We start from the raw sequence: 24837 nt of genomic DNA, 5'->3' as shown, positions 1-24837 counted from the left end.
GCTATTGGGGTTGGCGTGTCAGGAAGGGGAGATCGACTATTTGGCCTTCGGTTTCTCCTACTTGGACTTTTAATCCTTCACCACCGGCTTTTGTGCGGATATAAGCTAAGCCAAATGGCCCTTGTTCGGTTTCGGTGTAACTTGTTAGCTTGCCAATTTTTTCTTCTCCTATCATTACGGGGGTTCCGGGTTCGGCGGGTGCGTTGAGACGGACTCCCCAGAGTTGCTGTTTTACGCCTTTATATGTGTTCAATCTGGCAATTGTTTCTTGACCGATATAGCAGCCTTTGTTGAAAGAAATGGTTTGCCACAATCCAGCTTCGAGGGGATTATAATCATCGGTTAATTCCCGGTCTGGTACGGGGCGTCCTTGTTCGATTCGTAACCGTTCCCACATGCGATCGCCCATCGGTACTGCCCCCGCTTCTACTAATGTTTCCCACAACGCCGCTGCATTATCAGCTGAGACAATCAGCGTATATCCAGGTAGTGCCAACCCACTCCCAACAGCAACGCGAACCTCGATTTGATCCCCCCCTTCAGAAGGGTTTTCCCGCTTGTCCGCTGCTTCAGAAGGGTTTTCCCTCTTGTCCGCTGCTTCAGAAGGATCCCCCCCTGGGTCCCCCCCTTGGTAAGGATCCCCCCCTGGGTCCCCCCCTTGGTAAGGATCCCCCCCTGGGTCCCCCCCTTGGTAAGGATCCCCCCCTGGGTCCCCCCCTTGGTAAGGGGGGTTAGGGGGGATCTGCAAAACTTGGTGATTGGCGTAAGCTTGTCCCACAATTGCAGTTGCACCCAGTTTATCCAACAGCGCGTCACTTCCTGGCCCAATCAAGGCGAACATCGCAGTATCATCGGTGACATCTTTTAACTGCACCCGATCCATCGGGAACAGATATTTATCCATCCATTGGATTAACTGCTGACGCCGACTAGGTGAAACCAGCAACAGTACGGTATCTTCGGTGACATAGGCGGTTGTTAAATCTATAGTCCGCGCGGTGGAACTGACAAAAACCGTATCGCAGCCTTGTCCTGGTTTTAAGCTTTGAAAATCGTTGGTAGTTTGATTGTGCAGGAAGCGGAGGCGATCGCTATCGGCAACTTGGATGCGTCCCCAGTGGGAGAATTCGCATACTACCACACCCTGTTTTGCGGATGGGTTCGCGCAGCGTGCCGTCAGGCGTATCGCTGCCTCATCGTTGCCAAAACTCACTACCACCCCATCTGCAAAAATTGCTCCAGCAGCCGTCAAGACATCCTGCAACGCCTGAATCATGAAATTTCCTTCCTTTTTAACCTTTATTAAATAATTGGCAGATTGGCAAATATCTGCCTCACTGTCTGCTGTGCCTTCGCATCTAAGCGATTCCAATCTACATTCCCCGTCTCATCGATCAGGCTGGTATCGATCTCGACTTCGAGATTGTCTGGATCGACAATGACAAGATTGTAGTTGCAAAAGCAGACCTGATAACAAAGTTCCCACAGATCGAGGGTAAATTGCTGACTTTGATGTTGCAAAATTAACCGATATCCTGGATAGGGTTGCGGCAGGCGGACGATCGCTTCTTCAATTTCTTCTCGTGCCTCTGGCGACGCATCTTGGAGTTGTTGCCGCAGTTGTTGTACCCTGGCTTTTGTTTCCTCTGTCGTGCCTTCAGGCCAAACTGGCACATCTTCGTAAGTCCCTTTCCAGACAGATTCTTCCAACTGCTTGCGAATGTTATCTAAAATGCGGAGGAAAGCTGGTTGCATCAGCAGTTCCGCTTGTTGCCATGCGACGATGTTTTTTATTTTCGGCGGCATACTTATGATTCGATCCTGGGCGAGAGCAATTAGTTTTATCTTATTAGTAGCTTTATATATATCATGTCAGAAATCCGACTTTATACCTATTGCTACCTCTGCCACTCCCCCAAGGACAGTATTTCAGACAGATTCAACTAAATCTAATAATATTGTGGAATCTCAAGTTAAAAATAAGACTCAACTCATCGATATTCCCTCAGTTAATCCCAATATCGTCCTCGACATCCGCTATGCTACTCAGAATAATTTTACCAAAAGAAGACTCTACCCTGTAGCGCGATGCCTGCTAAGAGCATCGGTTGCCAGAAAGCTTTCTCTCGTGCAACAAGATTTGGAAAAACAAAGTTTGGGGCTAAAAGTTTACGATTGCTATCGCCCCTTATCTGTTCAAAGACAAATGTGGCGATTGTTTCCCAATCCTCGCTACGTCGCCAATCCTGCTATAGGTTCTCGACACAATCGCGGTGCAGCTGTGGATGTGACGCTTGTAGATAGAAATGGTGATGAATTAGAGATGCCAACCGAGTTTGATAATTTTACCGTGAGGGCGCATATAAATTATAGCGGCGGCAGTTCCCGTTCTCGGAGAAATCGCCAGATCCTGCAAAATTCGATGAAACAACGTGGATTTATGCCAATGCCAAGCGAATGGTGGCATTTCGATGGGGCGGGGTGGGAAAATTTTTCAGTTCTCGATCTGCCGTTAGAATCAAGTCCTTAATTAACGCAAGTTGCTAGTTATGCAAATTGGTAATTGGTAATTGGTAATTGGTAATTGGATTCATGGCTCAGTCTACTCTTGAGAATTACCCATTACCCCAGAAACCTCGGCTAAAGAAACAAAGGTGAAGAGTTAATTTCTCGCAAGAAACCCACGATTTTTCAGCTCGCCCTTTGTTTCTTTAGCGTCAAACCCACGATTTTTCAGCTCACCAAAGTTGGTTTATCTGCTGAGTAGGTGTTCAAGTTTTGTAGGTCTATTTGGATTGGAACCGTTCACATTGAATTGCTTCAACATTGCGTAGATAGCCAAGTTTAGGAGCATAGTTGTTAGGGCAAGTTACATACACGATGTCTTGAGGTCGGCTGACGACTAATCGATAAGAAGGCGGAACAGTCGGGTCATTTCCTGCGCTCGTTTCAATTCGTGGAGCAATTTGCCGAACAACTTGAGCGACAACTGGCGATTTGAACAATGTAATTGCACTGGTTAATAACACAAAAATACTCGCGATTAGAACTGTCCGCAGCCTAGATTGAGTGGTAATTTTCATGGTTTATCTTGATTGAAATATTGATGTTTTCCAGGAGGGATGCAATTTCAAAAGATTGCTAAAAAATGGCAATCACGATTACACCTGTGAACACCGATTAACCGAAAGTTTAGAGATGGGAAACTTTTCCACCTCTTTAAGAGCTGATCGGTGAGGGTCGCGATGCCAAAGGCACAGCAAATGCTGCTCGCAACCCTAGACGGGTACTCACCTGTTCTCACCCTTTAACGCCCAGGTACAGCTCTCAGCGATTCGATGCGATTATTCAGCCTGCCTAGATTGGCGAGCGACTGTCTCGGTTTAATCTCAACAAAGTCACCTTGAAAGTTCTTCTGGGCATAGAACCGCCAGGTCTGATTGTTATTGACCCGATCCGAGGAAGCTACATTATTGAATCTGCCCAGATCTGGAACTGCCGCACTCGTTCTAAAGACACGTCCCTGAAAATTGGCTTCAGAATACAACACGACATCGGCTTGCCCCTGAGTCTGAGCTGTCCTTTCGGTTGTATTTGCAGATTGCCGTTCTTGTTGAGCAGTAGCCTAGTTCCTTGTCGAAGAATAGAAACCCGGATGGGTGAGCGTAAGTCCTGATATTTTTGCCGAGGGAGCCATTAGCCATTAGCAATTAGCCGCTATGCATGAGATAACTAGCAACTTGAGTTAATAGTTGCGAATTTCGATCCGCCCCCCATATCTTGTCACGTAGTAAGAGCCGCTTACATCCTTGGTTTCGACTGGATTTTCCTCGATTTCAATATACAGTTCCTTGTCAAAAAATGGAAAAGGTGTATATTGTGCTAAGAGTGCAAGCGTACTGGCAATACCAGATGGCACGTTCGCAATCAATAAAACTTTTCCGGTATTATTCCAATTTTTGAACGCCACATTGCTAGAGTTGGGATCGGTTTTAAATTCAACTTTAGCAACCTGGGATGTTTTGGTAATGATAGATAGCATATTGGCTTCAACTAGCTACTAGGTGTGTGTTGCTTCTAAGCTAATTGAATAAAAAAGTAAAAGACAGCACCCAGAAGGGTACTATTGTTGGCCCTCGCCAATACCGAGTTTTCAGACTTGCCATAAAAACTCAGGTAAAAAAAGGGTCTGGTGCATCATTTTCAATTTCTGCGCGAGCGGGGTCTTCTTACCTCTGGAATCCGCTCTAAAACAGCTTTATAAACGTAAACGCGAGCGCAATATCTGGCTGAAGTAGAACAGGTAGCTTCGATCGCAACATTGCTAACATTGGTAACATCGAATGAGAAAGAAGCTGTTTGTCCAGCACCAACTGTCCGAGTTGCCGCTTGTCGCCCATCCAGGTAAATATTGACGATGTTGGCAGGACTGCCTGCATCGGTGTCAAGCATCCCCAATCCCAACTCCAGGGTTTTAAATTTAGCTTGCTCGTCCTCGTCTCTGATTCTACAGGTGACTGACGCTGAGCCATTGCTGGGATTGAGATTCATCAGACTTCTGTAGACGGCTCTGGCTATGGCAATATTTGTTTCATCATATCGAAAGCGTCCGGGGCCACTACCGACGCATACAGTCCGTACCAGGGAAGACGTGCGTATCCGTTCCCGTTGCTGTCCCTGTACGACTTGTTGGCCTAGAGTTACTAAGGCTAAGAATAGCATCGCACCAGGGATGAGTTGCGCTATCAACTTGGTTTTTTGCATAGGGAAACTGGCATAACAGGTAAAAATCCTTACTAATCATATCGGAATCTTTCGCGCCAAAATTGCCCGCTTTTATGCTTGGGGAGGTTTGTCAGGCGCGATCGCATCTACTCTATACCCGTAGCTGCTTCTTCCTTCGCCTCAATAATATCCCCCAGATAAAGCTTGACGAACTCCCTAACAGCATCGGGATTGATTTCCCAGAGCGCTTTTGTAATCTCTGTTATTGTCTCCCCAGTTGGATCGGTGCGTTCGTGGGTCCACCGATACACGACGGTGCGCTCAATGCTTATTTTGACTGCTAGCTTATTCTGGCTGATTTTGTTGGATTCCAAGACTTGTTTGAGCGCTCTACCTGCTTTTCCCATAACATAAATTGTGTCCAATGAAGATATTTTTACCAAATTTACGGATTGCTACAAACCGTCAAATTTTAGCAACGGGCTGATTCCGATCCCCCTGTGGTGGTACGATCGCATCCATAGCTAGGGGTGTCTGTAAAACCAGGCTGAGATCAAACCCTTGGTACCTGAGTCTGGGTAATACCAGCGGAGGGAAGCTGTTTATTCGAGGAATTCAATATGCGTTCAGAATGGATTGCCAAGCGTCGTGGTGAAAGTAACGTGACGCAAATGCACTACGCGCGCACTGGCGTCATTACCGAAGAAATGGAATATGTCGCTAAGCGGGAAAATCTCCCCGTTGAGTTAATTCGCGACGAAGTAGCGCGGGGACGGATGATTATCCCCGCTAACATCAATCACACTAATCTAGAACCGATGTGCATCGGCATCGCTTCTAAATGTAAGGTAAACGCCAATATCGGCGCTTCCCCCAATTCCTCGAATATTGACGAAGAAGTCAATAAGCTCAAACTGTCGGTAAAATACGGTGCCGATACCGTCATGGACTTATCCACGGGTGGCGGTAATTTAGATGAAATTCGCACCGCGATTATCAACGCTTCCCCAGTCCCCATCGGCACTGTACCCATCTACCAAGCATTAGAAAGCGTCCACGGCAGGATGGAAAATCTGACGCCGGATGACTTTTTACACGTGATTGAAAAACACGCCCAACAGGGCGTAGATTACATGACAATTCACGCGGGAATTTTAATCGAATACTTGCCTTTGGTCAAAACCCGCCTCACCGGAATTGTTTCTCGCGGTGGCGGTATTATTGCTAAGTGGATGCTGCACCATCACAAACAAAATCCCCTTTATACCCACTTCAACGACATCATCGAAATCTTCAAGAAATACGATGTTTCGTTTAGTTTAGGGGATTCTTTACGCCCCGGTTGCACTCACGATGCCTCTGATAATGCCCAACTGGCGGAACTCAAAACCCTCGGACAATTAACCCGCAAAGCTTGGGAACATAACGTGCAAGTGATGGTGGAAGGTCCCGGTCACGTGCCAATGGATCAAATTGAGTTTAACGTCAAAAAACAGATGGAAGAGTGTTCTGAAGCACCCTTCTACGTTTTAGGGCCATTGGTAACAGATATTGCACCCGGATATGACCACATCACTTCTGCAATTGGTGCGGCAATGGCGGGGTGGTACGGAACGGCGATGCTGTGCTACGTGACACCAAAAGAACACTTAGGACTGCCGAATGCAGAAGACGTGCGGAATGGGTTAATTGCGTATAAAATTGCCGCCCACGCTGCCGATATTGCAAGGCGTCGTCCGGGGGCGCGCGATCGCGATGACGAACTCTCCCGCGCCCGTTACAATTTTGACTGGAATCGTCAGTTTGAATTAGCCCTCGATCCGGATCGCGCCAGGGAATATCACGACGAAACTTTGCCAGCAGATATCTATAAAACTGCTGAATTCTGTTCGATGTGCGGGCCAAAATTCTGTCCGATGCAAACTAAAGTTGATGCAGAAGCTTTGGAAGAATTGGAGAAGTTTTTGGCAAAGGAACCTGTAAGTCAGTCCTAGATGCTAAATAATGCTTAGGGAGTAGGAATATAGATTATCTCTTTTCTATTCCCTAGCTTTTAGTCAGACAAACTTTACCAGTCTAGTCCATGTCAGAAGTCAAGCAAAAAACCAAACCCATTCAAAAAATTCTCTTTGGCAGTCCAGGCACAGGAAAAAGCTATCGGGTTCGTGAAATTGCCAATTATTACCGCAGAAGATTTGAGTATTACATAAAGTCAGAAAATACAGAAGAGATTAAAAGTAGAAGTATAAGAAAGCAATTTGTTTATGAATATCTTATTCAGAGGAATGAAAACTTTTTGGTCAAAGATTTTAGTCGGTTTTAACCGACTTGAGCTAAAAGCCTTTGAAATTTATTTCCGGGCGGGTGTTCGGGCAGGCGCAAGATGTGAGTTAACCCACCCTACTTTCTATAAAGTTGTGGCATTCAAGTACGGGGCAAGAAATCTGTACCTTCAGGTAACATTCACACCCAGTGTTGTCAGTTGCTTTTAGTCCGGATGGTAAAACTCTTGCCAGTGGGAGTAGGGATAAAACGAATCCGGTTGCATTGGAATTAAAGCAGTTTTCAATTGGGTGCAACACAGCGATTGTAGGGGCTAAGGCTAAAGTAAGTTTTGTCGCCAGATCAAAGTTTTTCTCCTGTTCCCTACCACAAACGGGATTGAAAGCAATCTTGTCTAATGATTCCGATGCAACCGGAATCTATATGAGTCCTATTATGTCCTTAAGCAATGGTTATGCAAGTGTTTTTGATGTTGTAGGGGCGGGTTTTACGAGATATAATTGCGCTTGGGCGCAAAGAATAAATAAACCCGCCCCGACTTGCAGCTACCGATGCCAGCGGAGATGATATCAGCCGTAACGCACCGCTACCGATGGTGCGTTACACTGCGTTAACGCACCCTACTTTCTACTTTCTCAAAATTTACATCACTCCAGACGCCCGCCAGCGATTAAAATCAAGCAGCGATTAGCGAAAGTCCTCTGAAGAGGAATGAAAAATTTTTGTTCAAAGATTTTAGTCGGTTTTAACCGACTTGAGCTAAAAACCTTTGAAATTTATTTCCGGGCGGGTGTTCCGGCAGGCGCAAGATGTGAGTTAACCCACCCTACTTTCTACTATTAGTTTCCGAAATTGCATTTTTGCCGTTGTAGCCACACATGGCTCCTACTTTTGCGATTATTAAGCGTAATAATAAAGTATGGCGAGACAATCATTCACAACGCTGCAACAAGAAACACCAGAAAATCCAGGTATTGCATCGTCTGCATTTCCCCTGCCGGGAGGGGGAATTACTTTGCTGATACTAGGGATAATTATAGGTTGGCTGGTTGTCCGCGAGCGCAATTCTCCCATTATGCGTGATGGCAATCAACCCCACTTCACCCAAGCACTTCAGTGGATTGCCTATAGCAAAGCGCTAGAAAAATCTCAGCAGTATGAGCAAGCTATTGCAGCTTACGATCGAGGCTTGACCGATTTTCCCCATGATTTTCGATTATGGCACGAACGGGGACTGCTGCTGGCGAAGCTACAACTGTTTGAAGCAGCACTCGAAAGTTACAATCGCGCCTACGAATTGAAACCCAATCAGCCAGATTTGGCACACGAACGCGGTGACACTCTGTTGCAGTTAAAACGGTACGATGAAGCGATTACCTCTTTTGATATCTGTTTGCGGTATTTTCCCTATAGCGCCCATATATTGGCAGATAAAGGTTACGCGCTCTATTGTTTGGCACAATATGAAGCAGCCTTGAAAGTCCTCAATCAAGCGCTGAACAATGCCACCCACGACCCCAATACGAGTGCTTATGCTCGCTTCTATCAGATTGAATCTTTGATTGAGTTACGACAGTTTGATGCTGCTTTACAGTCATCTCAGAAAGCAATGAAGCTTTATCCTAATGAGTTGTTGAAAGAACAGCAAAAAAAATTGCTATCAATGTAGAATGATTATACAATCGGTGAATCTGTCTTACAAAAGATGCTGAATAATTGGCGAAAAGGCTTGTTGAGACTGGGGAAAATTAGTGCGATCGCTTACACCTCCACCTGCGTTATTTTATTCTTCAGTCAGCCCTACTTTATCTTTAAACCAACTCGCGCTTTCCAAAAAAGTCCTGAATTTTATAATATCAAATATCAAAATGTTTATTTACCATTCCCCGGAAGTTCAAGCAACAACGTAATTCATGGATGGTGGATTCCATCTCAACGACGCCATTTAGGCACGTTACTCTATTTACATGGAAACAGTTTCAATATAGGCTCTAATATTACTCAGGCTTACCGTTTTCACCAAATGGGTTTTTCCGTTCTGCTAATTGACTATCGAGGATACGGTAAAAGTCAAGGCAATTTTCCCAGTGAATCTCAAGTTTATCAAGATGCTCAAATCGCTTGGAATTACCTGGTAAAACAAAAACAAATTACAGCCAATCAAATTTTTATCTACGGTCATTCATTAGGCGGTGCAGTAGCGATTGATTTAGCAGTAAAACATCCAGAAGCAGCCGGATTAATTGTGCAAAATTCTTTCACTTCAATGCAGAAGATGGCAGAACTAGATCCTTACTTGCGGATATTTCCAATTAGTTTAATTTTAAGACATCGATTTGATTCTATTACTAAAGTTAAATCGTTGCGGATGCCTGTGTTGTTCGTTCACGGCACTGCCGATGCGATGATTCCCAAAACAATGAGCAAAACCTTGTACGCTGCTGCACCCGAACCTAAACAGTTGCTGCTAGTTCCGGGTGCAAAACATAATAATGGAGATCTTTTTTTTAATCGCAGCGAATATCGCCAAGCTATCCAAAATTTTGCCGCATCAGCACGAAAATTATCGAGTACAAGAAACCCGGTTTTTTAGAAAAACCGGGTTTCTGAAGCTGCTACAGATTTTTGTACCGCTCCTGAATTTCCCGAATCGAAAATACTGCCTCAAACTTCAATCCAACACCTTGGTAAAATTCAGCACCACCTTGCTCCCTATCCACCAGTGAAATTACTCGAGCGACGCTATAACCAGCCCCGCGCAGCCGTTCCACCGCCTTCATCGCCGACTGTCCGGTGGTTACAACATCTTCTAAAACCACTACCTTTGCACCTTCTGGTAAATTGGGGCCTTCAATGTAAGCTTTTGTACCGTGTCCCTTGGCTTCTTTACGGATAATGAGTGCGGGAATCGGTCGATTTTCAATTGCAGAAACCACGCTCACTGCGGCTACAATTGGATCGGCTCCCAAGGTCAATCCAGCCACGGCGTCAGTATCCATCGGTAGCATTGGTAACAGAAGGCGAGCGGTGGCTAAAGCTCCTTGAGGATGGAGGGTCACCTGCTTGCCGTTGATGTAATAAGAAGCACGCTGCCCGGAAGAGAGAACAAAATCACCTTCTTGATAAGCTAGATTGCAGAATAAATCCAGAAGTTGCTGGCGCAGCAGCGTCAGATCTGATGTCTTCGCCCAGACACCGGAGTGGGCAGGTGTTCCAATCGTCATCGCCGTTGAGGGGTTGAAATAGCCAACAATGATTCTAAACCCAAAGTTGAGCTAGGATTTGAAAAAATGTGAGGGTGAATGATATGGGTATGCGATTGAGTTGCCTCAAAGGCGTAATGATTGTTGTAGCTGCGGCTGGTGGTTTTGCTAACAGCGCGATCGCTGACCCCTATATTTTCGTACCTGACAATGACAGAGCGGTTCGCATCGATCAGCAATTCAATCGGGTCTTTTTTAGCAACGATAGAGAGTTCTTCAAAAATCGTTCTATCGAGCGGCAATTGGACTTTCTGTTCGGACTGAGGAATTCTTACCCCGAAAACGAAATTAATCGAGATGGTAGGGGAGTCCACAACCTTTATGTAGAAGTGCTAGAACGGCAGGTGGGCAGCGATCCGATACTGCTTACCCCCGATCTGCCAAATCCCTTCAATACCTCGCTGCGACAGCTACCGCCCTCCAGTTTTAACCGCCCATTTGGGGGACGGGAGTTGATCAACGAGGAACTGCCGCCGCGTTAACGGTATAGTCAGTCCATAGTCAAAAGCCCAGCCCAAATTGTCAATGGGGCTGATAAAAATCAAAGGGTTCCAGCCGTTCAAAAGCTGAAACCCTTATCCTGTCTGGCGATGCGGATGAAAGGACTTGAACCTTCACACCTTGCGGTACTAGAACCTAAATCTAGCGCGTCTGCCAATTCCGCCACATCCGCATGGATTTCTATCATAGCACACATTAGAAGCCAAATTACTCGTTTTGTGACTCGCCTCACACAGCAAGTTATGTAAAGATCACGTGAAGCAAGCAGGTGCTGTCACCCGCGACATCAGTGGAATCACAGATATTAGATATATCGAGTTCAATGTTGTCGTCATGTTGTCTGTAACGCTTCCTCCAGTTAACCTGATTCCCGGTGCGATCGCCGATTTATTCGCTCAAGTCAGCAGCACAGGTTGCATTACATTAGCCGATCGATATGGACTGATGGCGGCGCTGTTAGACGACTCCCTCGAAGAAGAGGAACAGCGTTGCATCGACCGACTGATCCGCGCCTTGTATAGAGGACGGGTTAAGGTTGTCGATGAAATTTCTGCTGTAATGTAAAATTCACAACGCTTTAGAGTTGTGTTGTAGCGATCGCCTTCACAAAACAAAGCTGCAGTAAAAGTAGAGGGGATCGAATGATGAAACCAGGATTTTTAGCGCTTGTCACCCTAGTCGCCACCACAAGTTTAGCTGCAAGAGCTAGCGCTCAGCGAGCGAGCGTACCGCGAATACCCATTATCCGCACCGAAAGTCAAGATTTTTTTAAGCAGGGAAGAGAACAGTTTGAGGGAGAAATTCAGTTTCTCACCCTGAGAACCAATCTTCCTAACCAGGATTTGCTCAAAATTCGCGAGTTTCCACCACTAGAAGATGGCCCCTTTTCTTTTCAACGATCGAATGCCTTCTCAAACCGGGTTGGTCGTGAGGACAAGAGTCCTCAAGAGTAGCGATCGCACCACGTCAAAGAAACCCGGTTTTTCTGAAAAACCGGGTTTCTGGTCAGAATTTGAGCGCTCGCACTTTATCCTCGATTGTGCAATCGCGTAGAGGTTAGTACCTCTGTATTTGTTACGGGGGCGTCAAAAATGACTGTCAGATCCGCGTTAGGGATCAATCGCCGCAGTACTTGAAGGTGATCTAAGGCATCATTCCGGCGGCGAAACCGTGCAACCGTTATCCGCTGCATGTTTGGCAGGTGACGAATTATGCTCCAAGGATAAAGTTTTTCGCGATATGTCTGTTGTGTTGGTATCATAGAGCCATCCTTCCCACTTTGTGGGGCATTGTAAGGAAGGCGATCGCTGTCTCAGTTTTCCAGGCGGAGTAGCGATCGCTTACTCAGATAACTTTATGCCGCGAACGCGGCAGATGTCAAGTAGAGAATGGGTCTAATTAGGTTGCGAGTGAGAGAATTGGCTGCTGAAAAGGGTTGGACGCTCAAAGAAGTCTCCCAACGATCGGGAATTCCCTACGGCACAGTTAGAAGCTATGCTCATTCTCCCAAGCTGGCAACTGTAGACTACACCGCTTTGAAAAAGTTAGCCTATACATTTGATGTGATAATTGATGACTTGGTTGAAATATTAGAAGAGTAAGTCTGCCGTTGTTGGTATCATAGAGCCATCGTTCCCACTTTGTGGGGTTTTGAGGAGGAGCGATCGCTTATAGATGGGGCTTTCTTAGGCTAAGAGTAAGGGAATTAGCAGAAGAAAAGGGTTGGACACTTAAAGAAGTCTCGGAAAGATCGGCAATTCCCTACAGCACCATCAAAAAATACGCCCAAACACCCAGCTTAGCAACGGTAGACTATACGGCTTTATTGAAGTTAGCGCGTGTATTTGATGTGATGCTCGAAGATGTGGTAGAAGTGTTGGAAGAGTGATGGGTCTAATTAGGTTGCGAGTGAGAGAATTGGCTGCTGAAAAGGGTTGGACGCTCAAAGAAGTCTCCCAACGATCGGGAATTCCCTAGGGCACAGTTAGAAGCTATACTCATTCTCCCAAGCTGGCAACTGTAGACTACACCGCTGTGAAAAAGTTAGCCTATACATTTGATGTGATAGTTGATGACTTGGTTGAAATCTTAGAAGAGTAAGCGATCGCCACCTCTGTAAAATTGAGAAATAGTAGTTTAACTTTAAGAAACCCGGTTTTTTAGAAAAACCTGGTTTCTCAGGTGGTCGAAACCGATCCGAATCCGTTTAATCAGCTACCTCAAGAAAAATACGCGAGGCAAACTTGAAGCGTTGGGGGTTAAAATTCCATGATGATTGCAGCAGAACAACGCTACTATTCACCCGAAGAATACCTAGAACTAGAGGTAAATTCTGAGGAACGTCACGAATATATTGATGGTCAAATTATTCCCATGACAGGCGGAACACCTAATCATAACCAAATTGCTCTTAACCTTAGCGGATCGCTAAATTTTGCTCTCAAGCGTCAGTCTTATCGAGTCTTTGTTACAGATCAGCGACTCTGGATTCCCAAAAAGCGAATTCATACCTATCCCGATGTCATGGTTGTGCAAGGTCAACTGGAATTTGCAGCAGGACGAAGAGACACGCTCGTGAATCCGCTGATGATTGTTGAAGTCTTATCAAAATCAACTAAAAGTTATGACCGGGATGAAAAATTTGCAGCGTATCGCACCATTCCCAGCTTTCGGGAATATCTTCTGATTGACCAATACACCCTGCACGTCGAGCAGTATTCCAAAACAGATAACAACCGCTGGATATTTACTGAATACGAAGATGAGGATGAAACGATATCTCTAGCTGCTGTTCCGTTTGAAATTGTCCTGGCGGATATTTACGATAAAGTGGACTTTGAAGATGAGGTCGTTGAGGAAATTAACCCAGTGCAAGAAGAGAGTGAACTAGGCTAAAAAGATTTATTTTGGCACAGGGAATGGGACAGGCAAGATGCCTATCCCACAAGCGAGAATTATTCCTTATATTTCTAGTTTTGGGGAGTTTTGTCGAGATTGTTAGAAGTGGTGGGAATTTTGATCGTAAACTCGGTTCCCCGACCTGGTTGAGAATTTACTTCCAACTTGCCATTGTGTTTTTCTACTATAATTTGATTGACGATCGGCAAGCCGAGTCCGGTTCCCTTCCCAACAGGTTTTGTAGTAAATAAAGGCTGAAATAATCGCTGTTTGACCGATTCACCCATACCAATCCCATTATCAGCAATCTGAATCGCGACCCATTGAGCAGAATCGGTCTCGGTTGTAATCTGAATCTGGGGAATTGGAACGCTCATTTTGCCTTGTATAAATGCTTCGTCAATGGCATCAATTGCGTTTGCCAGAATATTCATGAATACTTGATTCATCTGTCCTGGATAGCAATTTACTTCTGGCAATCTGCTATAACGCTTGATGACTTGGATGCGGGGACGATGGTACTCCTTACCCCCGATACGAAGGCTCTTTTCTTTGATACGATGTTGCAAAATCATCAGCGTGGTATCGAGTCCCTCGTGCAAATCCGCAGGCATTTTTGTATCGCAATCTGAGCGGGAGAAGGTGCGGAGCGATCCGGAAATGTTTTGTATCCGTTCAGTTCCTACCTGGAGCGAATCTAGAATTTTTGCCATATCTTCGAGGGCGAATTCCAGATCCAAGTCTTCGATTGCGTTAGTAATTTTTGCTGACGGGTTGGGATATTCTTGTTGATACAGTTGCAGAATTTCAGTTACACCGGCAATGTATTCTTGCAAAGGTGTAATATTGTTGGCGATGAAGCTGATAGGATTGTTAATTTCGTGGGCGACACCGGCAATTAATTCTCCCAATGTTGATAGTTTTTCTTGTTGCACAACTTGGATCTGAGCTTGTTGCAAAGCGGCGGTGCGATCGCGCACTTGCTCTTCCAATGATTCCGTAAGTTGCTTTAGTTGTAAATGCACCCGCACTCTCGCAATTACTTCCTCTTGTTCAAACGGTTTGGGGATATAGTCTACTGCACCGAGAGCAAAACCCTTCATTTTGCTTTCTGTATCCGCCAAAGCTGTGGTAAAAATGATCGGAATGTTTTGAGTAATCGGATTTGCTTTTAGGGCGCGACAAGTTTCAAATCCATCAATTCCTGGCATTTGGATATCCAACAAGATTAACTCTGGTTGATTGCGTTCGATTAGAGCGATCGCGCTTTCCCCACTGACTGCAACGCGGAAGCGAAAACCAGCACTACTCAACGCTTCTGACAGAACAGACAAATTTGTGGGATTGTCATCCACAATTAAAATGAATCCGGTGTGTGAGCGAGTTGTCATGATGGATTGGTTCCTGATTGAGTATTTACAGCGAATCGATGTATTGCTCAATAAAACTTTCTAGACGTTTGACTTGGAAACTATTAGCAAGCTGCACAATTTCGGCGGCAAAAGGCGTTAGCTTCTGATCCGAAAGAGGCAGTTTTTGAGCCATTTCTACAACTCCTTGAATATCACCATTTTGTACCAGGTTGAGTAACTGCTGTAAAACCTCGCTAGCAGGAGGAATCAGATCGACTGGACTTGTTGAGCTATCTGCATTGCCCTGATATATCCATTCTAATTGCAAGTATTCCTGTAGCAGTTGCATCAGGGTTTGGGCGTCTACAGGTTTGGGTAGAAATGCATTCGCACCGGCATTAATGCTCTTGTATTGATCGGTTTCAAACACGCTGGCGGAGGAAGCAATAATAGGGATGTCTTTGAATTGGGCAGAGGTACGCAGACGCTTGATCAACTCAAATCCATGCATTACAGGCATCACCAAGTCAGTCACGATCGCATCCGGTTTGCTTTCGTTGGCAGTCTCCAATCCTTCCTTACCATCATTGGCTTCGACGATTGTAAATCCAATTGGCTCGAGTAAATTCACAATCACCGAGCGATTTTCCCATTTGTCATCCACCACTAAAATGGTGCGCTTTTTGCCTTGATAGCCCACAATGGTTCCTTGGTGAACTACTCTAGAAGCAACTACCCATTCTTTCGCTTGGGGTAGTTCCACCTCAAACCAAAACTTACTGCCTTTACCAAACTCGCTAATGACTTCAATTTGACTACCCATCAACGAGATAATCTTTTGGCTAATTGCTAATCCCAAACCCGTACCTTCTGCTTGTTGTTTTACTTCTCCAACCTGTTCAAAGGGCAGGAATATTTTCTCAATTTGATTGGGTTTCATGCCCACTCCGGTATCTTCTACTTCAAAGCTAATTTTGGTAATTGTTACGTTTAATTCTTCCCGATTACCAATCACCTCAACCTTGAAAGTCACCCTTCCTTGCTCGGTAAATTTTATCGCGTTACCAAGCAGATTGATTAAGACTTGACGCAAGCGTTTTTCATCTGCACGAATGCCAGCAGGCAAGTTTGGATCGAGTTGGACAGCAAAGGCAATGTCTTTCTGTTCTGCCCGGATGCGGCAAATTTCCGTCACAGTTTCTAGAAATGAAGGCAAGTAAAAATAAACCGGATTGAGTTCCAATTTACGGGCTTCAATTTTGGAGATATCTAGCACATCATTAATCAGGGTTAATAGATGGGAACCGCACTGCCCAATAATTTCTATCCCTTTGCGTCCTTTATCCGTCAGAGTTTCGCTGCGTTGGAGAATTTGTGTATAGCCCAGGACGCCGTTGAGGGGTGTGCGTAACTCGTGGCTCATATTGGCGAGGAATTCGCTTTTGGCTTGATTTGCTGCATCGGCGGCTTCTTTTGCTTGCTGAATCTCCAGATTCGCCTGCTGAATTTCCTGGAATTTGTTCTGGAGTGCAATAGCCATTAGTTGAAAGTTGTTCGTCAATGCATTAATTTCGCTCACTTGGCTGCTGGGAAACTCTAACTCTTTCGGTGCAATCAGTTTATCCGGCAGGTTAGTTGTTAAGTTTGCCAGTTGGAGCAGAGGCTTAACCAGATTATAGCTAATAGCTTTTGCCAACAGTGGTGTCAAAACTGCGATTAACATCAAAACAGCAAAACCATTGGTATAAAGCCGATCTAAAAGCACAAGATACGGTGCGCTAGGCACTTCGATCGCCAATTCCCAGGGTAAATTCTCTCCAATTGATGCCTTTTGCACGTAGAAAGATTTTCGCCAACGAACCACTTTAGCCATAGGCTGAACTGTTGGTATCCAGCGATACGTTGTGTTATTGAGTTGTTGAATTTCCCCATTATTATCGCGATCAAATCGTTGTAAAAATTGGAGTTCTTGACGAGTACTGATAATCGCCCGCTGCTGCAAATCGAGGATGCTAATAAACTCTGTTGATGATTGATAATTATTTGTTAACCACCCAGCGATCGCATTCACATCAATCTCAGCAAAGACCTGACCTATTACACCGTCATCTTCTAAGATGGGTACGTTCTGAATTATCGATGGGTAATTCGCTCCTTGAGAAAATACTACCCCAGAGATCCTGGGCTGTTTTGCCATCAGGAAGGCTTTGTATTCCGGCTGCTCCAGTGTCGTAAAATCTGTGGGCATAGCCGAGACAATAATTTTTCCCTGAGCATCGGTAATATATAGATTGCGGATTTCTGCGAAGGAACTCTGGGCTAGTTTTGTAGTGTCTTGCAGTGAATTTGAGCTTGACATATTTGCATCTTTAGCATATAATGCAAGGTTTTCCAGCATTCGCTGCTTTTGCTGATACCAGTTTTGCAGTTCTGTACTCACATTCTTGGTTGTATTGTCCAAACTCGCTAAAATGTGATGTTCCTGCTCGGAAGTAGCACCCTGACAATTCCAAATCGTCAGCACCAGCGCCGGTATTAAAACAAAGGCAACGAACAAATTTAATAGGGTTTGCTCAAAAGCTATGGTTTTTTCGGCTTTAGAACGAACAATCCACTTAGAAATCGGTGTATGATTTAGAATTAAACAGGCAAGCAGGGCGTTAGAAATCTGATTAACCGGATTTTTAAATGAAATAAATAAAACAGAACTAGGCTCTACTTTTGCCAAAAAAACATAGAGTATCCACAATAAGGGGAACCCAATAAATCCCCAATAAACCACATCTAATAAAAGTAAATTGTTACTACGCCGCCGTAGTCCCCAACCGACAAAAAAAGCTTCCAGAGTAAATAAGATAAAGGCGCAGGGATGCTTCCACAGCAAGATTGTGTACGAACTGGCGATCGCACCCGCAACAGTGCCCCATCCCCACCCATACAGTCTGACAACAAGCATGGCAGCAAAGCTGCCAAATAACCAGTCTGCGTGCAAAACGATGGGAATTCTGAAGTAGTTACCCGCATAACCAGCGATAATTAACAGAAATAGGACTAGCGTCGTTCGCAGTTGATGTAGCGATCGCATCCGGTTGCTCAGAGGGTTCGATGGAGTTATAGTCTTTAAAGTCGTCATTGCTTTTCTCTGAGTCAGAGACAGATAGGTTAAGGTTGGCGAGGTCTCTAAAATATGCTTACAATCACAGATCATCTCCCACCAGTATAAATCTCCCTTTCCCTCACCTCAAGCTGGTGGAAAACTTCTGCCACGTCGCTAATGACTCGGTTTCATAGACCCTTAAAATAAAGGTAGGAGCATTTCTTAAATCGCCCTTGTCATAGGAAAGAAATCATGACACAAATTATTCCAGACCATGAAAATATTTCAGAAATAGCAGAACTGAGAGAGGAAATAATCTCAAAACGAGAGTCGGGAGAAGTTATGTTAGAAATCAAAAGATTAATTACAATTAGCAATTTTGATCGAGAAAATATCATGGCGCTTGTCGATTCATTTGTGCGGCAATTGGGATTTTCTGGTATTGGCGAGCGCTGGAAACAAATTAACCGAGAATCAGCCCAAAAAATCTTTAATTTTTCCCTGGCAAAAAATTTAGCTTATTCTGAAGAATCGATCGCCATTACCGATGCCGAAACAATTGCGGATAGGTTTATGAGTCTTTTTAAAGATAATTGCCAATTTTTTACAAATGCCATTTTTAATAATAACTATTCCCGTCTAGCTGAGTGGGATTCAATTACAGAATCTACCTTTGACACGGGTGTTGTCATTGTCAGCAATGAAAGAATAGGTATACTTTGGGTTCAAGATGAAGATTGAGCGGGGTAGCTAATTGGTAATTGCTAATTGCTAATTGCTAATTGGTAATGGCTAATTGCTGAAGCAGTGCCCAATCTATAAACGATTACCTACCTGTTCAATCTAAAATCTAAAATCTAAAATCTAAAATCCCTTGACCTCAATCTTTGCAGTCAGAGCTATCATCAGGAGTAGCATCAGGATAGAAAGTGCGAATGGCGCTATTTTTGGTGACAAACACAGCTTTAAAGGTTTTATTCTCGTCAGTCACGCTTAAAAGACAAACCTTATTAGAAGGACTGGTGTTGGGGTTATTTTTGTAGGCTAAAGCTGCTTTGGCGAGGATTTCTTCTGCGTTTAAGGTATAAGGATAACCCTTAATCCTAGACTGGGAAATACCGTTTCCTACTTTCATAACCGCGCCTATGGTGTATACTGCACCTGCCATTACTTCCTGATTGCGAGTATTATTAGCTAGCCTGCCAGCTAAACCCTTATTTTGTAAATCTAGATAACGGGCAGCATAGTGCAATCCACCAATTGAATCGCCTTTCTTTGGTTCGCCACAGAAGACGTGATCGAAGCCTTGTGCCTTAAACCAAATAGCAGTTAAATCCTCTAAAAAGTCCTGATTACTGGTATGTCCAGAAACTAGATATCCTCCCACATTAGCTTTGATATTTTCCAAGACAGGAGTATTGTTATTCATCATTGTTTTGAATGCTGCCTCGCTCACTACTTTGCCCGGTGCGCCGCAAAGCTGATTTACTGCCAGATCAAAGCTGTTGAGGACTGGCGGGGGAGGTGTGACATCTGCTGGACTACCGTACCCTAACCCTGTTACGGGGTTGTTAATATTATCAAAGAAAGGTAGGGAATTTCTAGGTAAAGCAGGCGCAGATTTAGATAATTCGGCATCAAAACTGGATTGAACATCCGCAGTTGGATAGCTGGTTGCATCAGAATCAAACCCATCTGAAATCTTGGCGTTATTGGCTTTTGTACATGCCGAAAATAACAGGTTTAGTATTAATAGACCACATATTAATTTGCCCCAGGGGCTTGGCTGGAAAAAATTTAACATTTAACTTGACTCATTGAGGTGTAAGATATTATAAATTACTGCTCGCGAACCAAGTATAATAGTGTCTTAAAATTAAATATTTTTTAACGAAAGCAGGACTGAGGCACGACGAACTTAGAAACCGGGTTTCTCTGAAAAATCGTCGGTTGGAAACTAGAGATATGCCTCCCTTCCGCAATCGCGTTCGCAGCAAGAAACTTTGGTGATACGATCGCCCTTGCGTAAGTCCTGAGATTATTTGTTGTTTTTCGTCGATGCGCTCACAGCTACTCGTAACGAACCCTACTTATTACTAACAGTGCCAACGCGATCGCCAAAAATTCCGTTATTAAATAAAATAATCGGAGGCGGGAGCCTCCGAATGCGTTCTCACCCAGAGGGTAGGAACGAGAGAAAAGCGGATAAAATAATCGGAGGCGGGAGCCTCCTGAATGGGTTCCCACGCAGAGCGTAGGAACGAGAGACACACAGAGTGTAGGAACTAGAGAACGAGAGAGGAACCTGCGTAGGCAGGTTTTGTCTGTGTAGTCCCAGACTTCAGTCTGAGGGGAACTAAACCTCGACTTTCACACCTTTCCAAAAGGCGATGTAGCCTTCAATATTTTTAGCCGCGTCCTTTGTCTGGGGATAGTACCAGGCGGCGTCTTTGTTCGCTTGTCCATCGACTTCGATGGTATAATAGCTCGCTACGCCTTTCCAGGGACAGGTGGTGTGGGTGCTGCTGTCTTTGAAGTATTGTTTGTTAATGGCGTCGGGGGGGAAGTAGTGGTTTCCTTCGACGACGACGGTGCGTACGCTCTCGGCTAAAGTAGCACCATTCCAAACTGCTTTCGGCATAGGTTTGTTTTGTTTTGTAAAGTCCACTTACTATTATGAGCAGGACTGACGCATCGATCCCCCCAACCCCCCTTCCCAAGGGGGGCTTTTTGGTTAAGTGCCAACCCCCCAAGGTTAGGGGGGCTTTTCGGTTAAGTGCCAACCCCCCAAGGTTAGGGGGGCTTTTCGGTTAAGTGCCAACCCCCCAAGGTTAGGGGGGCTTTTTGGTTAAGTGCCAACCCCCCAAGGTTAGGGGGGCTTTTCGGTTAAGTGCCGCACAAACTCAAGCTTGCAAGTCTAAAATAATCCCAGCACCCGCAACAGCCGTCTACCATGCAGACTCATACCCTGGAAAAAGCACTCAAACATTATTTTGGCTACGATACATTTCGTCCAGGACAGCGACAGATTATCGAACAAGCGCTGCAAAACCGGGATTTATTGATTGTCATGCCCACAGGCGGCGGCAAATCTCTCTGCTTTCAACTCCCTGCTTTACTTAAACCTGGTTTAACTGTGGTTGTATCGCCGCTGATATCTTTAATGCAAGACCAAGTAGATGCACTGCACGATAATGGCATTGGGGCGACCTTTCTTAATAGTAGTCTGAACTCTTGGCAGGTGCGACACCGGGAAGAAGCGATTCTAAATGGAAAAAGTAAACTACTTTACGTCGCCCCAGAACGTCTCGTCAGCGAAAGATTTCTGCCATTCTTAGATTTAGTCAAGCATCAAATTGGACTGAATAGTTTTGCTATCGATGAAGCGCACTGTGTTTCTGAATGGGGACACGATTTTCGCCCCGAATATCGTCAGTTGCGAATATTGCGTAAGCGATATCCAGATCTACCGATTATGGCGCTAACTGCGACAGCCACCGAGCGCGTCCGCCAAGATATTATCGAACAGTTAACGCTCCACGAACCTAATATTCACATTGCTAGTTTTAACCGCAAAAATCTTTATTACGAAGTTCGTCCGAAACAGAGAAACAGCTATACCGAATTATTGCTAGAAATTAAGCAGGCAAAGGGGGCGGGAATTGTTTATTGTCTCAGTCGCAAAGGTGTAGACGAACTGGCGTTTAAATTGCAGAAAGATGGGATAAAAGCTTTACCTTACCACGCCGGATTAACCGACGAAGAACGCGCCGAAAACCAAACCAGATTTATCCGCGACGACGTGCAGGTAATGGTGGCAACAATTGCGTTTGGCATGGGGATTAATAAACCCGACGTGCGGTTTGTTGTTCATTATGACTTGCCGCGCAATTTAGAAAGTTATTATCAAGAATCTGGACGGGCGGGACGAGATGGGGAACCTTCCCGCTGCATCATCTTTTTTAGTTTCGGCGATATTAAGAAAATAGAATGGGGAATTGACCAAAAACCCGACGAACAAGAACAAATGATTGCGCGTCAGCAACTGCGACGGGTAATTGATTATGCGGAAGGAACCGAATGTCGCCGCACGATGCAGTTAAGTTATTTTGGCGAATATTTTGCCGGAAATTGCGGCAATTGCGATAACTGCTGTGCGCCTAAACCTGTGGAAGATTGGACAATTGAGGCGATGAAGTTTCTGTCTTGCGTCGCCCGGTGTAAGGAAAAGTTTGGGATGAATCACATCATAGATGTGCTGCGGGGTTCTCGCGGACAAAAGGTTTTACAGAATAAACATGACGAACTTTCAACTTATGGAATTGGCAAAGATAAGACAGCAGAAGAGTGGAAAATGTTGGCGAGATCGCTGCTGAATCAAGGATTGTTAGATCAAACCACCGATGGTTACGCCGTCCTCAAACTCAATGCCCTAAGCTGGGAAGTAATGCGGCGTCAGCGTTCTGTTTCTATCGCCATTCCGAAGAAACCAACGACAACATTAGCAGAAACCAATCTGAAGAAAGCCGGATTTGAACTATTATTCGATCGACTGCGCCAACTCCGCAAACAAATCGCCGACGAACACTCGGTTCCTCCTTACGTTATCTTCCACGATTCTACTTTAAAATTAATGGCGCAAGTCCAACCCCAAACTTTAGCTGAATTTGGCGCGATTTCGGGAGTTGGCGCGCGCAAACTAGAGCAATACGGCGAAAGGTTTTTATCAGAAATCAAAGCTTATCGCCAAGAACAAGGATTGGGGGTAAGTAAGATTGCCCAAAAAGCCGATTCGCCAAACTACACCCAGTTAATTACTTTGGATTTATACGAACAAGGTTTATCCATCGAGTCAATCGCTCAACAACGGAATTTGAGAACAAGCACCATTACCAGTCATTTAGCAGAATTGATTGAAATGGGAAAAGAAATAGATATAGCAGGACTGGTATTTCCAGAGCGGCAAAAAATTATTATGGAAGCGATAGAAGAGATAGGAGATACTGAGGCGCTCAAACCGATTTATGAATATCTGGGAGAGCAGTTCACCTACGATGAAATTCGCTTGGTGAAAGCGTTTTGGCGAAAAAAGCAAAGCGAATAAATGGCTGGTGTCACAGCCAATAAGCTAACTGTACACCGATCGCGATCGCCGCGGGCAAAAAACTCTATATTGGAGCTAGATGGATTCTCAGTTGAAGCGATATCATTATGAATTTAATCAAACGGTTAAAACAGCAGTGGCGGTCAATTTTAATAGGATATCGTTTCTGGAAAATTGTGCAAGCTGCTCCACAGAACTTGGTTAAACTTACTTAAAGTTTACCATTCAACCAGAACAATTTCTGGAGGGTCTGCTTCCTGCTTCAACCAAGGGAGTCGGCTCCTTCTTGTCCGCAGGCGTTAAGTTCCGATCAAGCCGACCGTACTATATCGTGCGGAGCATTTTCAAGATTGATAGACGCATTTTCGTCCCTATCCTGTTTATGCCCGCAATTTTGACAGTCAAATACGCGATCTGATAGTTTCATTTCCTGAACGTGACCGCATTTAGAACACTTTTTGGAACTGGGATACCAGCGAGCTACAATTTCCACCTTTGTGCCATAATGCGCTTGTTTGTAAACTAGCTGGCGACGAATTTCATAGAAGCAATTGTCGCGCTCCAGCACTTGCCAACTTGTGATTGGCAATCATTCCCGAAACATTCAGATCTTCAATGGGTATATTGTAAATACGACGGCTGATGTCTGTCGTCATTTTCTGCGTCGTATCGTACCTAATATTGGCGATGCGAGCATGTTGACGAGACAATCGCTCGTAGTATTTTCTGGCGTTGAGAGATGGTTTGATTCCTTCTCTCCGATTTCCGATAACTTTGTTCCGATTGCGCCATTGTAATTTACCTAGCTTGGTTTTCGCTGTTTTGGTGGTAGATGGCATTGAGTACTTTGTTCCATCGGAAAGCGTCGCCAATGTTTTCACTCCCAAATCCATCCCTGCTTTTTGAACTGGATGGATAATCGGAGGAATTTTGTCAGCATCAATGACAAAACAAACAAACCATTTATTAGCAGTTCTTGAAACCGTGAAGGTTTGAGAACTGCACGTGAAGTCAATCCGTTCCTTCAGCCGAAACGCTTTTAAACCCGGTAGCTTAATTCGCGAACCTGCTTCAATAACGACTCGGTTTGTAAAAGGCAGCGCCGGTCTACCTTTCTCTGGGTAGATTCCAGATGTTTTGTAGACGGTAAACGAGTCACCAATCTTTTTAGATTTCTTTCTAGGAAATCCACTTTTTCCAGAGCGCCAACGCGATACAGCGTCTTTCAGATCGATAAAGGCAGACTGATATACAGTGGATGGATACTGTTTTGTCCACGCATATTCAGGCTGTTTCATGATGCAAGACGTGAATACTTTCTTAATCGCGTCGATACGTTTTGAATCGCTGGCTGAAACATCCTCGAAGTTCCAACTGGCGATTAGCATGTCCCGTCCAAAGTTGTAAACAAATCTCTTGAACCCAGCGATGCCGCGCAGTTGAGATACTTCCTTGTTATTCAATTTCAGTTCTCTTTTGATCGCGTACATCACTAAGCTATCCTGAACTTGTTTATCGCGGTGAACTCTAGTTAGTTTGGTAAAGAAAGTCATTATCTAGTCAAGCTCCAAGGCTTTTATGCCGCACAGATATATCCATCCAAGTTATGGCTAG

28 protein-coding genes, 1 tRNA gene, 2 pseudogenes and 1 riboswitch are annotated in these 24837 nt (G+C 44.7%); of the genes and pseudogenes, 15 read left to right on the top strand and 16 right to left on the bottom strand.

Annotation, left to right across the window (positions count from 1 at the left end; translation table 11 throughout):
- Window position 1: 1 nt before the first annotated feature.
- Both ACE1CM_RS04280 and ACE1CM_RS04275 read right to left on the bottom strand, forming a co-directional pair.
- Window positions 2-1276, bottom strand: a complete 1275-nt coding sequence (locus ACE1CM_RS04280; protein ID WP_374876173.1) for a YgfZ/GcvT domain-containing protein — start codon at window positions 1274-1276, stop codon at window positions 2-4.
- 26 nt (window positions 1277-1302) lie between these two features.
- Window positions 1303-1806, bottom strand: coding sequence for a hypothetical protein (locus ACE1CM_RS04275; protein WP_374876172.1), 504 nt, complete (start codon window positions 1804-1806; stop codon window positions 1303-1305).
- A gap of 4 nt (window positions 1807-1810) precedes the next feature.
- On the opposite strand from ACE1CM_RS04275, the gene ACE1CM_RS04270 reads away from it, so the two are divergent.
- Complete coding sequence (locus ACE1CM_RS04270; protein ID WP_374876171.1) at window positions 1811-2530, top strand: M15 family metallopeptidase; 720 nt, start codon at window positions 1811-1813, stop codon at window positions 2528-2530.
- A gap of 256 nt (window positions 2531-2786) precedes the next feature.
- On the opposite strand, the gene ACE1CM_RS04265 is transcribed toward ACE1CM_RS04270, so the two are convergent.
- The 5 genes from ACE1CM_RS04265 to ACE1CM_RS04245 all read right to left on the bottom strand — a co-directional run bounded on the left by ACE1CM_RS04265 (window position 2787) and on the right by ACE1CM_RS04245 (window position 5132).
- The gene (locus ACE1CM_RS04265; RefSeq protein ID WP_374876170.1) at window positions 2787-3083 is read right to left on the bottom strand and encodes a hypothetical protein; all 297 of its coding nucleotides are present in this window, start codon (window positions 3081-3083) and stop codon (window positions 2787-2789) included.
- A gap of 224 nt (window positions 3084-3307) precedes the next feature.
- The gene (locus ACE1CM_RS04260) at window positions 3308-3550 is read right to left on the bottom strand and encodes a peptidase inhibitor family I36 protein (protein WP_374876169.1); all 243 of its coding nucleotides are present in this window, start codon (window positions 3548-3550) and stop codon (window positions 3308-3310) included.
- Window positions 3551-3745: 195 nt separating this feature from the next.
- Entirely contained in the window at window positions 3746-4042 is a 297-nt protein-coding gene (locus ACE1CM_RS04255) for a hypothetical protein (protein WP_374876168.1), read from the bottom strand.
- Window positions 4043-4203: 161 nt separating this feature from the next.
- Complete coding sequence (locus tag ACE1CM_RS04250) at window positions 4204-4764, bottom strand: hypothetical protein (RefSeq protein WP_374876167.1); 561 nt, start codon at window positions 4762-4764, stop codon at window positions 4204-4206.
- 107 nt (window positions 4765-4871) lie between these two features.
- The gene (locus ACE1CM_RS04245) at window positions 4872-5132 is read right to left on the bottom strand and encodes a helix-turn-helix domain-containing protein (protein WP_374876166.1); all 261 of its coding nucleotides are present in this window, start codon (window positions 5130-5132) and stop codon (window positions 4872-4874) included.
- Between the two features lie 109 nt (window positions 5133-5241).
- A riboswitch (TPP riboswitch) is annotated at window positions 5242-5338 on the top strand.
- Window positions 5339-5345: 7 nt separating this feature from the next.
- Between ACE1CM_RS04245 and thiC the strand changes: the two genes are divergently transcribed.
- The 5 genes and pseudogenes from thiC to ACE1CM_RS04220 all read left to right on the top strand — a co-directional run bounded on the left by thiC (window position 5346) and on the right by ACE1CM_RS04220 (window position 9601).
- Window positions 5346-6719: a phosphomethylpyrimidine synthase gene (thiC, locus tag ACE1CM_RS04240; RefSeq protein ID WP_374876165.1), complete on the top strand. Its 1374-nt coding sequence runs from the start codon at window positions 5346-5348 to the stop codon at window positions 6717-6719.
- A gap of 89 nt (window positions 6720-6808) precedes the next feature.
- Window positions 6809-7048: a hypothetical protein gene (locus ACE1CM_RS04235; protein ID WP_374876164.1), complete on the top strand. Its 240-nt coding sequence runs from the start codon at window positions 6809-6811 to the stop codon at window positions 7046-7048.
- A gap of 146 nt (window positions 7049-7194) precedes the next feature.
- Window positions 7195-7575 (top strand): annotated as a pseudogene (locus tag ACE1CM_RS04230) (hypothetical protein); the annotation flags it as partial.
- A gap of 352 nt (window positions 7576-7927) precedes the next feature.
- Window positions 7928-8677 (top strand): tetratricopeptide repeat protein, encoded by a 750-nt coding sequence (locus ACE1CM_RS04225; protein WP_374876163.1) that lies wholly within the window; start codon window positions 7928-7930, stop codon window positions 8675-8677.
- Between the two features lie 36 nt (window positions 8678-8713).
- Entirely contained in the window at window positions 8714-9601 is an 888-nt protein-coding gene (locus tag ACE1CM_RS04220) for an alpha/beta hydrolase (protein WP_374876162.1), read from the top strand.
- Between the two features lie 22 nt (window positions 9602-9623).
- Here ACE1CM_RS04220 and pyrE read toward each other — a convergent pair whose 3' ends face one another.
- The gene (pyrE, locus tag ACE1CM_RS04215; RefSeq protein WP_374876161.1) at window positions 9624-10232 is read right to left on the bottom strand and encodes an orotate phosphoribosyltransferase; all 609 of its coding nucleotides are present in this window, start codon (window positions 10230-10232) and stop codon (window positions 9624-9626) included.
- An 83-nt stretch (window positions 10233-10315) separates the two neighbouring features.
- On the opposite strand from pyrE, the gene ACE1CM_RS04210 reads away from it, so the two are divergent.
- Window positions 10316-10753, top strand: a complete 438-nt coding sequence (locus tag ACE1CM_RS04210) for a hypothetical protein (protein WP_374876160.1) — start codon at window positions 10316-10318, stop codon at window positions 10751-10753.
- A gap of 109 nt (window positions 10754-10862) precedes the next feature.
- On the opposite strand, the gene ACE1CM_RS04205 is transcribed toward ACE1CM_RS04210, so the two are convergent.
- Window positions 10863-10944, bottom strand: a tRNA-Leu gene (locus ACE1CM_RS04205).
- 161 nt (window positions 10945-11105) lie between these two features.
- Between ACE1CM_RS04205 and ACE1CM_RS04200 the strand changes: the two genes are divergently transcribed.
- Window positions 11106-11336, top strand: coding sequence for a hypothetical protein (locus tag ACE1CM_RS04200; protein WP_374876212.1), 231 nt, complete (start codon window positions 11106-11108; stop codon window positions 11334-11336).
- A gap of 77 nt (window positions 11337-11413) precedes the next feature.
- Window positions 11414-11725 carry a hypothetical protein gene (locus ACE1CM_RS04195; protein WP_374876159.1) on the top strand — a complete coding sequence of 104 codons (312 nt, stop codon included), beginning with the start codon at window positions 11414-11416 and terminating at the stop codon, window positions 11723-11725.
- 74 nt (window positions 11726-11799) lie between these two features.
- Here the strand turns inward: ACE1CM_RS04195 and ACE1CM_RS04190 are convergent, their stop codons facing one another.
- Window positions 11800-12033, bottom strand: coding sequence for a hypothetical protein (locus tag ACE1CM_RS04190; protein WP_374876158.1), 234 nt, complete (start codon window positions 12031-12033; stop codon window positions 11800-11802).
- A gap of 127 nt (window positions 12034-12160) precedes the next feature.
- Between ACE1CM_RS04190 and ACE1CM_RS04185 the strand changes: the two genes are divergently transcribed.
- From ACE1CM_RS04185 to ACE1CM_RS04170, 4 genes and pseudogenes are all read left to right on the top strand, one after another.
- Window positions 12161-12373: a helix-turn-helix domain-containing protein gene (locus ACE1CM_RS04185; protein ID WP_374876157.1), complete on the top strand. Its 213-nt coding sequence runs from the start codon at window positions 12161-12163 to the stop codon at window positions 12371-12373.
- Between the two features lie 62 nt (window positions 12374-12435).
- Window positions 12436-12660, top strand: a complete 225-nt coding sequence (locus ACE1CM_RS04180; protein ID WP_374876211.1) for a helix-turn-helix domain-containing protein — start codon at window positions 12436-12438, stop codon at window positions 12658-12660.
- Window positions 12660-12872 (top strand): annotated as a pseudogene (locus ACE1CM_RS04175) (helix-turn-helix domain-containing protein). The gene ACE1CM_RS04180 and the pseudogene ACE1CM_RS04175 overlap by 1 nt, the downstream one beginning before the upstream one ends.
- A 168-nt stretch (window positions 12873-13040) precedes the next feature.
- The gene (locus ACE1CM_RS04170; RefSeq protein ID WP_374876155.1) at window positions 13041-13667 is read left to right on the top strand and encodes a Uma2 family endonuclease; all 627 of its coding nucleotides are present in this window, start codon (window positions 13041-13043) and stop codon (window positions 13665-13667) included.
- A gap of 74 nt (window positions 13668-13741) precedes the next feature.
- On the opposite strand, the gene ACE1CM_RS04165 is transcribed toward ACE1CM_RS04170, so the two are convergent.
- Both ACE1CM_RS04165 and ACE1CM_RS04160 read right to left on the bottom strand, forming a co-directional pair.
- The gene (locus ACE1CM_RS04165) at window positions 13742-15061 is read right to left on the bottom strand and encodes a sensor histidine kinase (RefSeq protein ID WP_374876154.1); all 1320 of its coding nucleotides are present in this window, start codon (window positions 15059-15061) and stop codon (window positions 13742-13744) included.
- Between the two features lie 25 nt (window positions 15062-15086).
- Complete coding sequence (locus ACE1CM_RS04160; RefSeq protein WP_374876153.1) at window positions 15087-18155, bottom strand: ATP-binding protein; 3069 nt, start codon at window positions 18153-18155, stop codon at window positions 15087-15089.
- Between the two features lie 216 nt (window positions 18156-18371).
- Between ACE1CM_RS04160 and ACE1CM_RS04155 the strand changes: the two genes are divergently transcribed.
- The gene (locus ACE1CM_RS04155) at window positions 18372-18860 is read left to right on the top strand and encodes a hypothetical protein (protein ID WP_374876152.1); all 489 of its coding nucleotides are present in this window, start codon (window positions 18372-18374) and stop codon (window positions 18858-18860) included.
- A 139-nt stretch (window positions 18861-18999) separates the two neighbouring features.
- Here ACE1CM_RS04155 and ACE1CM_RS04150 read toward each other — a convergent pair whose 3' ends face one another.
- Window positions 19000-19923: an EndoU domain-containing protein gene (locus tag ACE1CM_RS04150; RefSeq protein ID WP_374876151.1), complete on the bottom strand. Its 924-nt coding sequence runs from the start codon at window positions 19921-19923 to the stop codon at window positions 19000-19002.
- A 552-nt stretch (window positions 19924-20475) separates the two neighbouring features.
- Window positions 20476-20760 carry a DUF427 domain-containing protein gene (locus ACE1CM_RS04145; RefSeq protein WP_374876150.1) on the bottom strand — a complete coding sequence of 95 codons (285 nt, stop codon included), beginning with the start codon at window positions 20758-20760 and terminating at the stop codon, window positions 20476-20478.
- 312 nt (window positions 20761-21072) lie between these two features.
- Here ACE1CM_RS04145 and recQ point away from each other — a divergent pair, with 312 nt between their 5' ends.
- Window positions 21073-23223 (top strand): DNA helicase RecQ, encoded by a 2151-nt coding sequence (gene recQ / locus ACE1CM_RS04140; protein ID WP_374876148.1) that lies wholly within the window; start codon window positions 21073-21075, stop codon window positions 23221-23223.
- A gap of 310 nt (window positions 23224-23533) precedes the next feature.
- On the opposite strand, the gene ACE1CM_RS04135 is transcribed toward recQ, so the two are convergent.
- Together ACE1CM_RS04135 and ACE1CM_RS04130 are read right to left on the bottom strand one after the other, a co-directional pair.
- Window positions 23534-23791 carry a zinc ribbon domain-containing protein gene (locus ACE1CM_RS04135; RefSeq protein ID WP_374876147.1) on the bottom strand — a complete coding sequence of 86 codons (258 nt, stop codon included), beginning with the start codon at window positions 23789-23791 and terminating at the stop codon, window positions 23534-23536.
- Window positions 23763-24776 (bottom strand): RNA-guided endonuclease InsQ/TnpB family protein, encoded by a 1014-nt coding sequence (locus ACE1CM_RS04130; RefSeq protein WP_374876146.1) that lies wholly within the window; start codon window positions 24774-24776, stop codon window positions 23763-23765. Before ACE1CM_RS04130 ends, ACE1CM_RS04135 begins: the two co-directional genes overlap by 29 nt.
- Window positions 24777-24837 lie beyond the last annotated feature (61 nt).

The organism is Microseira sp. BLCC-F43 (assembly GCF_041929235.1).
Classification (GTDB): Bacteria; Cyanobacteriota; Cyanobacteriia; order Cyanobacteriales; family Aerosakkonemataceae; genus Microseira.
The sequence above is the reverse complement of the archived record's forward strand: the minus strand, read 5'-3'. Positions and strand labels throughout refer to the sequence as shown.